Raw genomic sequence first — 11,730 nt, 5'->3', positions numbered from 1 at the left:
TAGGAGTCACGACAGGGGCACGCAAGGCACGGTGACCTGCGTCTCGTCGCGGGCTTCCGCTCCGGCGCTGGGAGATGGCCCGTTGACAGGCGGCGCGAATTGTCCATTAATTGAGTGGAGATATTCGCAATTCGCGGAGGTGGGTCGTGCGCAAGCTCCTGGTCCTCGCGATGGCAGGCCTGGTCGCCCAGCTCGTCGACGGCGCCCTCGGCATGGGGTACGGCGTGACCTCCTCGACCCTGCTCCTCGCGGGCGGGCTGGGACCGGCCGCGGCCTCGGCCGCCGTCCACTTCTCCGAGATCGGCACCTCGCTGGTCTCGGGCATCTCCCACCACACGCTCGGCAACACCGACTGGCGGGTGGTCGGTGTCCTGGCGGTGCCCGGCTTCGTCGGGGCCTTCGCGGGCGCGACGTTCCTGGTGAGCCTCGATGCCGAGGTGGCGGTGCCGGTCGTCGCCGGCCTGCTGCTGGTGCTCGGTGGCTACGTGACCTGGCGGTTCCTGGCGGCCGGGCCGCGCCGCCTGCAGTTCCGCCCCCGGCCGGGGGCGCGCTTCCTCGTGCCGATGGGGCTCTTCGCCGGCGCGCTCGACGCCGTCGGCGGGGGCGGCTGGGGCCCGGTCGGCACCACCACGCTGCTGTCCTCCGGTCGTCTCGAGCCCCGCAAGGTCATCGGGTCGGTCGACACCGCGGAGTTCGTGGTGTCGGTCGGCGGCTCCCTCGGCTTCCTGGTGGCACTGGGGAGCCAGGGCGTGAACTGGGCCTTCGTCGGGGCGCTCATGGTCGGCGGTGGCCTCGCGGCGCCGATCGCAGCGCTGGTGGTGCGCCACCTGCCGGCGCGCGTGCTCGGTGTGAGCGCGGGCGGCCTCATCGTGCTGACCAACCTGAACACCCTGGCCCACTACCTCGGCGCCTCGGGGGTCACGGTCGGGCTGCTGGCCTCGGTGGTCTTCACGACCTGGGTCCTGTGGGTCGCCTGGGCCGTGAAGCTGGAGCAGGAGGTCGCCGCGTCGGTGTCGACGCCGAGCCCGGCGGCGGACAGGAGTCACGCCACTGCCTGATGGTCGAGTGTCTGGATCGACAATCTGACAGACTGGCCCCATGCGGGTATCTGCGAAGTCCGACTACGCCCTGCGGGCCCTCATCGAGATGGCCGCGCGGCAGGACGGCCGTGCGGTGAGTGCCGAGGAGCTGGGGCGCGTGCAGGAGATCCCGCACGGCTTCCTCCAGGCGATCCTCGCCGACCTCCGCAAGTCCGGGATCGTGATCTCCCAGCGTGGCCAGTCCGGCGGCTGGCGGATGGGCCGCGACCCCGAGACGGTGTCCGTGGCCGACGTGATCCGCGCCGTGGACGGCCCGCTGGTGTCCGTCTACGGGCTGCGTCCCGAGGCGGTCAACTACAACGGCTCCGCCGAGGTGCTGCAGCACGTGTGGATCGCGGCGCGCCGCTCCCTGCGCGACGTCTTCGAGCAGGTGTCGATCCAGCAGCTCGCCGACGGCAAGCTGCCCAAGGCGGTCACCTCGCGCACCGCCGACGAGGACGCCTGGCAGCCCCACTGAGGAACGCCCGGGGGAGAGAAGGCACGGGGGTGCGTGTGACGGACCGACGCCGGGCTGCGTCGTACTGGGTGACGCCAACCCAGGAGTGACATGACGACGGCAGGAAAACTCGGGGACTTCGAGGAGTTCGCACGTGTGCGCACCCCTCACCTCCACCGCAGCGCCTGGCTCCTGTGCGGGGACCGGCACCAAGCCGAGGACCTCGTCCAGGAGACGCTCGCGAAGGTCTACGTCCGCTGGCACCGACGCCTCGGTGCCCGGATCGACAACCCCGCGGCGTACGCCCAGACCACGCTCGTGCGGACCTACCTCAGCGCCCGTCGCCGGCGCAGCAGCCACGAGCTGCCGTACGGCGACGTGCCGGAGCAGGTGCGTCCCGACGACGCGGCCACCAGCGACCTGCGGCTCTCGCTGCAGCAGGCACTGGACGGGCTGAGCCCGCTGGACCGGGCGGTGCTGGTGCTCCGCTACCTCGAGGACCTCGCGGTCTCCGAGGTCGCGGAGCGGCTGGAGGTCTCCCCCGGGTGCGGTGCGCAACCGCAGCATGCGGGCGCTGGACCGGATCCGGCCGTTGCTCGACTCGTCACTCGTCGGCACCCGGAAGGAAGCACGATGAACGACCACCAGCAAGCCACCCACCTCCTCGACGCCGCGACGGACGGCCTCGCGCCCGACGTCGACCGCATCGTCGCCGGCTCCGTCGGCCGCGGCCGCGCCCTGCGCCGTCGGGCACGGGTGGGGACGACCTTCGCCGCGGCGGCCGTCATCGGCGTCACCGGCCTCGCGGCGAGCCTTCTTCCCGGAGGGAGCGGCGGAGCCGGGCACCAGCGCGACGCGGCTGCTGCCTCCCAGCCGGCGACCCACGGGACCCCGGTCGCGAGCACCCTGGCCTCGCTGCTGCCGCACGGCAGGGTGAAGGCCCTCGCCGACGACGACGGCCCGGACTATGACCGAGGTGGCCTGCGCTATCGGGGCACCCGGGTCTACGTCTACGTCTACCGGGCCGAGTCCTGCGACGCGGCGCCCTTGCTCGAGGACGTGGGGTGCTACGACCTCAATGCGAAGGACACGCACCCCGCCTCGTCTGCAGGGACCTTGACCAGCGGCGACGCAAGTCCACGACGGCGCATCTCGGAGGCCGACTTCACGCGCCCCGACGGCTGGCGGGTGTCGGTGGTGGCCACCAACGACCGCGCGGCGGACGGGCCTGTGGTCCGACGGCTGCCGGCCCTGAGCTGGGATCAGCTGCTGCGGATCGCCCGGGCCGACGTCTGGCTCGAGAACCGGTAGCGCTCAGCGGTCGGTGCGCGCTGCGACCCACTCCACGAGCGGGCGCAGCGCGCGCCAGTCGTCGCGGACCACGTCGAGCAGCTCGGGGGTGTGGATCACCGGCTCGAAGCCGTGCGAGCGGCCGGCGGTGAGCGACTTGTGCCGGAGCAGCTCGATGCGCGGGTGGTCCGCGGCGTACCCGCGCGGGCTGGTCTTGAGGCGGTCGCCGCCGACGTCCCAGCCGTCGGCGCGCAACGAGTCGAGGATCCGCTCCAGCTCCTGGCCGGTGAGCTCCTCGTCGATGGCCGCACGCACCGCCGCGAGCCCGGCCGACGACGCCTCGTAGAACCCGGCGCCGGTGCGCACGCCCTGGGCGGAGACCTGGACGTACCACCCGGTCGACGGGCCGCAGGGCACGAACGCGCCCTGGTGGGTCTTGTACGGCGTCTTGTCCTTCGCGAAGCGCACGTCGCGGTAGGGGCGGAACACCTTCGCGCTGCCGAACTCCGGCTCGAGCGCGGCGCAGAGGGCGGTCATCGGGGCCTTCACGGCCTCGTCGTAGACCGCCTTGTGCTTCTCCCAGAAGGACTTGGTGTTGTCGACCTCGAGATCGTCGTAGAAGTCGAGGGCCGCGACCGGGATGCCGGTGAAGGGCTCGGGTGCGGAGGAGGGGCTCACGCGGCCACCCTACGGTCGCGGTGGAGCGGGATCAGCCCAGCGCGGCGCTGACCTGCTCGTCGCCGGACTGGGCCAGCGCGGTGACGGTGATCGTGTCCCCGCCGCAGCGCGGCGGCGTCAGGAACGCGTGGCCGCCGTGGGACCGGTAGACGACCTCCAGACCGTCACCCGGTGTCCAGCGCATCAGCTCCGCGGGGTCGCTGTCGCGCTGCGGGTCGCGGGCGAAGTACGCCGCGCCACCGCACCAGGTGAGCGTGCCGGACACCGAGGGGCCCAGGTCGTAGTAGCCGTGACCGGTGCGGGCGAAGGCGTGCGCGGCCTCGATCTGGCGCTCCTTGGGGATCACCGACCACACGGCGCCGTCCTGGGTGACCAGCCCGTCCCAGCCGGTGCAGTCGGGCACGCCCTCGAAGGGGGTCACCTGGTCGCCGCTGAGCTTCACGACCGTGCGGCAGGCCGGGTGGGAGTCGTCGAAGGTCAGCAGCGACTCGCCGGCGGGCGTGATCGCGGCGCTGTTGAAGCCGTGCCGTGCGGGTGCGCACCAGCCCAGGGTGGACTTCCGGGTGGCGAGGTCGACCGAGGCCACGCAGTAGGAGCCCTGGTGCACCGTGGCGTGGAGCAGCTGGCCCTCGCCGAGGGCCCAGGTGCCGCCGTTGGTCGTCGGCACGTCGGAGCCGCCGTCGACGGTGAAGGTGTCGCCCGAGCGCAGATCGACCACCGTGGCGCTGCTGGGTCGGGTCTCCTGCTTGTCCTGCAGCACCACGACGGCGTGGTCACCGTCGATGAGCGCGTCGGAGATCCGTTGGCGCGGGTCGGCCCGGATGCCGCTCCCCGAGCCCGGCCCCTCGATCCGAGCCTCGGTCTCGGCCTGGTTGACCGTGAGCGTCCAGGCGCCGCTGCGGGTGACGGTGTCGTCGACCGACCCGGGCACCTGCTTCCAGTCCAGCAGCCGGGTCGTCGTCGAGAGCACCGTCGGCTTGTCGGCGGTGCCGCCCGGCGCCGGAGCCGCGGCGGAGCCGTGGGTGGCGCTCGACGAGTCAGTGCCGGACGGCGTGTCGCTGCCGGTCGGGGAGCCGGTGGCCGAGGGGCTCGACGTCGGCTCCTCGGCTTTCCCGTCCCCGCCGTCCGAGCAGCCCGCCAGGGTCAGCAGCGGGACGAGGAGCAGGGCCGCGGCAGGTACGGCGTACCGGCGCGAGGGTGCGGGCATCAGACGCCGATGTTGTGCTGGAAGTGTGCCTCGTTCGCGCGGTAGCTCTTGTACGCCGAGCGCCACTGCACGCGGGCGATGTAGGGCTCGGAGGGGTCGAACCGCTGCTGGTTCCAGGGCTCGAAGTAGCCGATCAGGTTGGACTTGTCGCCCCGGCGGTCGTAGCCGCGGCCGGCCTGGAAGTGACCGGAGGCGTCGTCGTCGAGGTAGGGGTAGTACTTCTTCAGCAGGATCGGGTGCAGCACGACCGGCGCCCGGTAGTCGGTGACGTGGCGCATCAGCAGCTTCTCCCACTTCTTGAAGCCGTAGTCGCTGATGTCGAGCACGATGTAGGCCCCGGCATGGTCCTTGCGGTCCCAGCCGGTGTTGTCGTTGATGACCCGGACCATGTCGCTGATCCCGGTGCCCTGGCTGGTGGTGTGGAGCTTGTCGGCCCAGTGCGCCTGGCCGAGGTCCTTGTGCTTCCAGCCCCAGGTGATCATCTGCATCGTGGTCGGGCCGCACCAGTAGGTGCGCTGCTGCTCGGCGACCTGCTTGGGGTTGAGCACGGTGTCGCGCTGCGGGTAGTCCTTGAACCGCTTCGGCCGGCTCTTCGTCGGCGTGGCGGTGGCCGTCGCCGACGGGGACGGCGTGCTCGACGAAGAGGACGTCGTCCGGGCCGAGGACGTGTCGGCCAGGGCCTCGGGGTGCTCGTCGAGGACCGACTGGGGGATGTCGACGCCCTCGATGTCGTGCCGGAGCAGCCACACCTTGGCGACCGAGCGGGCCGCTTGCGTGAGCTCCTCGCGCTCCTCGGCTGCGCGGGCGGTGGGACTCATCCGCGCCAGCTGCCGCAGGGTCGCCAGCTCGTCGAGGTCGCCGGTGGTGGTCCGGCCGCTCGGGCGCGCGGCGACGGCACGGGCCGCGGTCGCCATCCGGGCCTGGACCTCGGACTGGGTGCTCTCGGTCCAGCCGGTGTGCAGGCAGTAGCGCTGCCCGTCGAAGTCCGCGCAGCGGATCAGCCGCGCGGCCAGCGTGTCCGGGCTCTGGGTCACCGGCACCCGGCCGGCCGCCTCGCCCTGGGCCAGCACCCGGTCGATCTCGGCCTGCAGCTCCGGGGTCACCTTCCCCAGGGGTGCGGTGTCCGCGGGCACGAGCGCGCCGTACCGCTGGTCACCGGAGGGGCGCATCGCCCCGTTGTCGTCGCCGCCGTGCGGGATGAACGGGCTGGCGGCGAGGAGCACCGCGAGGGCGCCGATCGCGATGGTGCGGGGGCGGGGCCGGGACATGGGGATCCTCGAGACAAGTCGGTGAAGTTGCGTACCACTGTCCCCAATGGTCCCGCAAGACGTCAAGTGACCCATGAGTCACAGCAGTCACCCGAGCGCGGCGGGGCAACGTCATGCGAATCGTGGCCCCGGGGCCACGGAACGCATGACGTCCCGGGATGGGGGTGAGGAGAGGGCCGCGAGGGCCGGGGAAGGAAGTGGAGCGGATGACGAGACTCGAACTCGCGACATCGACCTTGGGAAGGTCGCGCTCTACCAACTGAGCTACATCCGCACGACCGGCGGACCGGTCGGCGCACATGCTAGTTCATCAGTCGCCGCCGGGTGACACGGGTCGCGAGGAGAGCGGTACGGCGAGTCGCGCCAGGGTCGGGTAGCGCGGACTCACCGTGTCGCCCGAGGAGCGGCCGGTCAGACGGCGGTGCACCCAGGGCAGCGCGGCGCCCCGCACCCAGTCGAGGTTCTCGCGGAGCTGGTCGCGCCGGCTGTGGACGGGCAGGTCGCGCAGCGGCAGCGGCGCCAGGTCGTGCGCGACGCCGAGGGTGTCGAGCACCTCGATCGCCATCCGCTGGTGGCCGGGCGGCCCCATGTGCATCCGGTCCTCGTCCCAGTAGCGCCAGTCGCGGTACTCCCGCAGCCGCCAGAAGTCGACGACGGAGGCGCCGTGCCGGTGGGCGCTCTCGCGGACCAGCTCGTTGTAGAGCGCGAAGCGGCCGCGCACCGGGCGGTAGATGGCCGAGCCGCCGGGGTCGAAGGCCGTCCACACCAGGACCCGGGCGCCCGTCGCCGAGAGCCGGCCCAGGGCCTTGTCGTAGTCAGCGGCGAGGGCGTCGAGGTCGACGCGCGGGCGCAGGATGTCGTTGGCGCCGGCGTAGATCGTGACCAGGTCGGGCTCGAGCGCGACCGCGGCGTCGAGCTGCTCGGCGATGATCGCGTGCAGCTTGCGCCCGCGGATCGCCAGGTTGGCGTAGCCGAACCCGGACGCCCCGGCCCGGTCGTCGAGCACCTCGGCGACCCGGTCGGCCCAGCCGCGCAGCCCGTTGGGACGCGACGGGTCGGGGTCGCCGACGCCCTCGGTGAAGGAGTCGCCGATGGCGACGTACCGCTGGAAGGACATGAGCACATCTTCGCCGGGAGGCGGACGGTCGCCCGTGGCGGGGTCGGCGCCGGTAGGGTGCCCACGTGCTGCTGTCAGACCGCGACATCATGGCCGAGATCGACGCCGGGCGCGTCCGGCTTGACCCGTTCGACCCCGGCATGATGCAGCCGTCCTCCATCGACGTGCGGCTCGACCGGTTCTTCCGGGTCTTCGAGAACCACCGCTACCCCCACATCGACCCCGCGGCGGACCAGTCGGACCTGACCCGCCAGGTCGAGCCCGAGGGGGACGAGGCGTTCATCCTGCACCCGGGGGAGTTCGTGCTCGGCTCGACGTTCGAGGTGGTCTCCCTGCCGGACGACATCGCGGCGCGGGTGGAGGGGAAGTCCTCGCTTGGCCGTCTCGGTCTCCTCACGCACGCGACGGCCGGCTTCGTCGACCCGGGCTTCTCCGGGCACGTGACCCTCGAGCTTGCCAACGTGGCCACCCTGCCGATCAAGCTCTACCCGGGCATGAAGATCGGGCAGTTCTGCTTCTTCCGGCTCTCCTCGCCGTCGGAGCACCCGTACGGCTCCGAGCGCTACGGCTCGCGCTACCAGGGGCAGCGCGGGCCGACGCCGTCCCGGTCGTACGCCAACTTCCACCGCACCCGCATCTGAACGACCCGGGCTCCTAGCTGTCGACGCGGTCCGCGATCCGGCGGAGCCGCTGGGCGACCCGGTGTCGCGACGTCGTCGAGTCGACCCGGGGCGATGAGGCGCGGGCCACCCGCTCGGCGATCTGCTGCCGGGCGACCATCTGGTTGAGGGTGTTGTTCATCGTGCTCTCCTCCCGTGGGGTGGTGGCTGGTCAGACCTCGGTCAGGACGACGTCGCCGCTGACCGTCTTGGCCCGGACCTCGACGTGGTCGGCACCCGCCTGGGGCTGACCGGCGCCGGTGAGGTTGCTGTGGATGGCGCCGGACACCGTCGAGATGTCCGTCCAGACGGGGACGCCGGCCGGGATGCCGAGCCGGATGTCCCCCGACGCGCCCTTGGCGGTGATGCGCCCGCGCTGGGCCGAGCGGACGACGAGGTCGCCGCTGCCGGTCGTGAGCGAGACGTCGGAGAGGGCGTCCACGACCTTCAGGTCGCCGGACCCGGTCTTGACGACGGTCGGGCCGCTGCTGGTGCCGATCTCGACGTCTCCGGACCCGGTCGACACGGCCACGGTGGCGCCGGCCGCGCCGATGTTGACGTTGCCCGAGCCGCTCTTGATGCGCAGCTCGGCGCGGGCGTCGTCGATCCGGATGTCGCCCGAGCCGGTCTCGACCACGGCCGGTCCGCCGAAGGCCTCGACCTGCACGTCGCCGGACCCGCTCCTGATCTGGCTGGTCCCGACCGTGCCGTCGACGGTGATGTCGGCGCTGCCGGTGCGAACGGCCAGGCCGCTGTCGGTCGGGACGGTCACGGTGACGTCGAGGCGCGAGTCGCCGGCCAGGAATCCCGAGCGCAGCTTGGGGGCCACGACGCTGATCCGGTCGCCGGCGTGGTCGACGCGCACCGACTCGGCGTCGCGTCCACGCACCTCGACCGTGGACTCGGTGGTGTCGGTCGCGAGGACCGTCACGCTGCCCTTGCCGATCTCGACGAGGAGGTCGACCGGGCGGAGGGTCTCGAACTGGTAGTCGGACATGTGAGCTCCTGCTTCTGGGTGTGTTCGTCCGCAGGACCAGCCCGTTGCTGGTCCCGTCGGGATGTTGGGGGAACTAGGTGTGCCGGCCCTCGGTCCGGCTGGTCCTCAGATCCAGCCGGTCATCCGGCGGTGCCCGCGTCCGGGGCCCTGCCCGCCGAACGGGTCGTTGCCGAGGAACGGGATGCTGGAGAGGTCGATGTCGACGTTGACCGCGCCGTCACGGGTGGCTGCACGCACGACGTTGACCAGCCAGGTGTTGAGCGAGTGGCCCGTGCGGGCCGCCAGCTCCTCGGCCCGGGCCTTGACCGACTCCGGCATCCGCAGGGTGATCCGGGCGGTCCCGCCCTCCTCCTCGGGCTCCTCGGCGTTGGGCGTCGGTGCGGCCGGCTGGTCGGGACCGATGGGCGGCGGGGTGTGGACGACGAAGTCGAGGTCCCGCCCGTCGAGCCGGACGTCGACGCCGCCGGACGGGAGCTCCGCGGTGATCTCCGCGGCGGCCTGGGAGATGGCCTCCATCATCGCGAGGCGCGCGGCCGGGTCGAGGGCGAAGGTGAGGCGCTCGGCGGCGGCCCGGGTCTCGGGTCCGGCTGCCTCGGCGGCTGCGACGAGGTCCCGACGCAGGCTGTCGATGTACGGCGTGATGTCCATGCGCACCACGATGACACCACGATGACGTCACGTCAAGCATTCATGACGTCAAATGTGGTGTCGCGTGACGTCATTGGGGGTGACGGCCCGGGAAGAGGGAGGTGTCAGGGCCGGAAATACGGGGTACCGGTGAGAGACGGGTCACCTCTCTCGGGCCACCGGCGTGGGGCGCGTCAGTCCCCCGCAACACGTGAACACGGAAGGGCAGCTCATGGCTGGCTCGGGAATCACGGTCCTGGCGACCGACACCCTCATCAACGCGACCGCCGCCGACTACCTGATGCTCGTCATCTACTTCGGCTTCGTCGTCGGCATCGGCCTGATGGCCGGCCGACAGGTCTCCGGCTCGCTCGACTTCTTCCTGTCGGGCCGCTCGATGCCGGCCTGGGTGACCGGCCTCGCCTTCATCTCCGCCAACCTCGGCGCGGTGGAGATCATGGGCATGTCGGCCTCGGGAGCGGAGTTCGGCATCCCGACGGTCCACTACTTCTGGATCGGCGCGATCCCGGCGATGCTCTTCCTCGGCGTCGTGATGATGCCGTTCTACTACGGCTCCAAGGTTCGCTCCGTGCCGGAGTTCATGCTCCGCCGGTTCGGTCCGGGCGCCCACCTGGTCAACTCGCTGTCCTTCGCGATCGCCCAGCTGCTGATCGCCGGCATCAACCTCTACCTGCTCGGCAGCATCGTGCACGCCATGCTCGGCTGGCCGCTCTGGGTCGCGCTGATCGTGGCGGCCGCGGTGGTGCTCTCCTACATCACCCTCGGCGGACTGAAGGCGGCCATCTACAACGAGGTGCTGCAGTTCTTCGTCATCGTGGCCGCGCTGCTGCCGCTCACCCTCCTGGGCCTGCACAAGGTCGGCGGCTGGAACGGCCTCAAGGACCAGCTGACCGCCGCGGCCGGTAAGGGCGGCGCCGCCCCGGCCGCCGAGCAGCTCAACTCCTGGCCCGGTCAGGCCCTGTCGGGGATCGACTCCTCGGTGCTGTCGGTCGTCGGCATCGTCTTCGGCCTCGGCTTCGTGCTCTCCTTCGGCTACTGGACCACGAACTTCGTCGAGGTCCAGCGGGCGATGGCCTCGGACTCGATCTCCTCGGCCCGCAAGACCCCGATCATCGGCGCCTTCCCGAAGATGTTCATCCCGTTCATCACCATCCTGCCCGGCATGCTGGCCGCGGTGCTGGTCACCGAGATCGCCAAGGTCAAGGCGGGCGGCACCGTCCCGGGCGGATCGTCGGGAAGCGGGGTCACCTACAACGACTCGCTGCTCCTGCTGATGCGCGACCTGCTGCCCAACGGCTTGCTGGGGCTCGCGATCGCGGGCCTGCTCGCGGCGTTCATGGCGGGCATGGCGGCCAACATCTCGGCGTTCAACACCGTCCTGAGCTATGACCTGGTGGGCGACTACCTGGTCAAGGGCCGCGACGACGCCTACTACCTGCGGGTGGGCCGGATCGCGACCGTCGGCGCCACCGTGATCGCGATCTTCACCGCGGGGCTGGCCGCCAACTTCAGCAACATCATGACCTACCTGCAGACGCTCTTCGGGTTCTTCAACGCGCCGCTGTTCGCGACGTTCATCCTCGGCATGTTCTGGAAGCGGATGAGCGCGACGGCCGGTTGGGTGGGCCTGGTGTCCGGCACGCTCTCGGCGGTGGCCGTGGCGTTCCTGAGCCAGGACGCGTTCGGCTCGCTGAGCACCGGCACGATCCCCGTCGGCGGGCAGGGGGCGGCGTTCCTGGCCGCCTCCACCGCCTTCGTCGTCGACCTCGTGCTGAGCGTCGTCGTGTCGCTGGTGACCAAGCCGAAGCCCGCGGCGGAGCTCAAGGGCCTCGTCTACTCCGAGACCCCCCGGGAGGACCTGGTGGACGCCCACGAGGCGTCGTACCCGTGGTACCGCCGGACCCTGCCCCTGGCCGGAGTGGCCCTGGTCATGGTCATCGCCCTGAACGCAGCCTTCTGAGGAGCACGACATGTCGACCACCACGAACACCAACGGCGGGCACACCAAGAGCGGGCACACCGCCGGCATCTTCGACATCCGCAACATCATCGGCGGGCTGCTCGGGATCTACGGCGTCATCCTGACGCTGCTCGGCGTCTTCGCAGACCCCCAGGAAGACAAGACCGGGGGCGTGAACGCCAACCTCTGGGCGGGCATCGCCCTCCTCGTGGCGGGCGCGATCTTCATCGCCTGGGCCAAGCTCCGCCCGGTCGTCGTCCCGGACGAGGTCGAGCACGAGGACGAGCCTGCCCACATGGACGCTCACTGACGGAGCGCGGCCTGTCCGCGACAGTGCCGGCGGGTGCCCGAACCGAGGGCAGTTGGCCGC

The 11,730-nt window shown here is 71.4% G+C and carries 13 protein-coding genes and 1 tRNA gene; 6 read left to right on the top strand and 8 right to left on the bottom strand.

Annotated features, from left to right (window positions below; translation table 11 throughout):
• Positions 1–146 precede the first annotated feature (146 nt).
• The 3 genes from H0S67_RS21560 (at position 147) to H0S67_RS26180 (ending at position 2,847) form a co-directional block, all read left to right on the top strand.
• Positions 147–1,058, top strand: a complete 912-nt coding sequence (locus tag H0S67_RS21560; RefSeq protein ID WP_180934718.1) for a sulfite exporter TauE/SafE family protein — start codon at positions 147–149, stop codon at positions 1,056–1,058.
• A gap of 40 nt (positions 1,059–1,098) precedes the next feature.
• Positions 1,099–1,557 (top strand): RrF2 family transcriptional regulator, encoded by a 459-nt coding sequence (locus tag H0S67_RS21555; protein ID WP_180934717.1) that lies wholly within the window; start codon positions 1,099–1,101, stop codon positions 1,555–1,557.
• A gap of 90 nt (positions 1,558–1,647) precedes the next feature.
• The gene (locus H0S67_RS26180) at positions 1,648–2,847 is read left to right on the top strand and encodes a SigE family RNA polymerase sigma factor (RefSeq protein WP_246354946.1); all 1,200 of its coding nucleotides are present in this window, start codon (positions 1,648–1,650) and stop codon (positions 2,845–2,847) included.
• A 3-nt stretch (positions 2,848–2,850) separates the two neighbouring features.
• On the opposite strand, the gene H0S67_RS21540 is transcribed toward H0S67_RS26180, so the two are convergent.
• The 5 genes from H0S67_RS21540 to H0S67_RS21520 all read right to left on the bottom strand — a co-directional run bounded on the left by H0S67_RS21540 (position 2,851) and on the right by H0S67_RS21520 (position 7,096).
• Positions 2,851–3,504 (bottom strand): DUF2461 domain-containing protein, encoded by a 654-nt coding sequence (locus H0S67_RS21540; RefSeq protein WP_180934715.1) that lies wholly within the window; start codon positions 3,502–3,504, stop codon positions 2,851–2,853.
• Positions 3,505–3,535: 31 nt separating this feature from the next.
• Positions 3,536–4,711, bottom strand: a complete 1,176-nt coding sequence (locus H0S67_RS21535) for a hypothetical protein (RefSeq protein WP_180934714.1) — start codon at positions 4,709–4,711, stop codon at positions 3,536–3,538.
• Complete coding sequence (locus H0S67_RS21530; protein WP_180934713.1) at positions 4,711–5,979, bottom strand: C39 family peptidase; 1,269 nt, start codon at positions 5,977–5,979, stop codon at positions 4,711–4,713. Before H0S67_RS21530 ends, H0S67_RS21535 begins: the two co-directional genes overlap by 1 nt.
• Positions 5,980–6,177: 198 nt before the next feature.
• Positions 6,178–6,253, bottom strand: a tRNA-Gly gene (locus tag H0S67_RS21525).
• 36 nt (positions 6,254–6,289) lie between these two features.
• Complete coding sequence (locus H0S67_RS21520; RefSeq protein WP_180934712.1) at positions 6,290–7,096, bottom strand: SGNH/GDSL hydrolase family protein; 807 nt, start codon at positions 7,094–7,096, stop codon at positions 6,290–6,292.
• A 65-nt stretch (positions 7,097–7,161) separates the two neighbouring features.
• Here H0S67_RS21520 and dcd point away from each other — a divergent pair, with 65 nt between their 5' ends.
• Positions 7,162–7,737 (top strand): dCTP deaminase, encoded by a 576-nt coding sequence (gene dcd / locus H0S67_RS21515; protein WP_180934711.1) that lies wholly within the window; start codon positions 7,162–7,164, stop codon positions 7,735–7,737.
• 13 nt (positions 7,738–7,750) lie between these two features.
• On the opposite strand, the gene H0S67_RS21510 is transcribed toward dcd, so the two are convergent.
• The 3 genes from H0S67_RS21510 to H0S67_RS21500 all read right to left on the bottom strand — a co-directional run bounded on the left by H0S67_RS21510 (position 7,751) and on the right by H0S67_RS21500 (position 9,400).
• Positions 7,751–7,897 carry a hypothetical protein gene (locus tag H0S67_RS21510; protein ID WP_180934710.1) on the bottom strand — a complete coding sequence of 49 codons (147 nt, stop codon included), beginning with the start codon at positions 7,895–7,897 and terminating at the stop codon, positions 7,751–7,753.
• Positions 7,898–7,927: 30 nt separating this feature from the next.
• Positions 7,928–8,752: a DUF4097 family beta strand repeat-containing protein gene (locus H0S67_RS21505; protein ID WP_180934709.1), complete on the bottom strand. Its 825-nt coding sequence runs from the start codon at positions 8,750–8,752 to the stop codon at positions 7,928–7,930.
• A 105-nt stretch (positions 8,753–8,857) separates the two neighbouring features.
• On the bottom strand, positions 8,858–9,400 hold the full coding sequence (locus tag H0S67_RS21500) for a toxin-antitoxin system HicB family antitoxin (protein WP_180934708.1): 543 nt from the start codon (positions 9,398–9,400) through the stop codon (positions 8,858–8,860).
• A gap of 235 nt (positions 9,401–9,635) precedes the next feature.
• Between H0S67_RS21500 and H0S67_RS21495 the strand changes: the two genes are divergently transcribed.
• Together H0S67_RS21495 and H0S67_RS21490 are read left to right on the top strand one after the other, a co-directional pair.
• Positions 9,636–11,360, top strand: coding sequence for a sodium:solute symporter family protein (locus H0S67_RS21495; RefSeq protein ID WP_180937047.1), 1,725 nt, complete (start codon positions 9,636–9,638; stop codon positions 11,358–11,360).
• 10 nt (positions 11,361–11,370) lie between these two features.
• Positions 11,371–11,670 carry a hypothetical protein gene (locus tag H0S67_RS21490; protein WP_180934707.1) on the top strand — a complete coding sequence of 100 codons (300 nt, stop codon included), beginning with the start codon at positions 11,371–11,373 and terminating at the stop codon, positions 11,668–11,670.
• Positions 11,671–11,730 lie beyond the last annotated feature (60 nt).

It is taken from the genome of Nocardioides ungokensis (genome assembly GCF_013466985.1).
GTDB classification, from domain to species: domain Bacteria; phylum Actinomycetota; class Actinomycetes; order Propionibacteriales; family Nocardioidaceae; genus Nocardioides; species Nocardioides ungokensis.
This window is presented reverse-complemented; position numbering and strand designations above follow the sequence as displayed.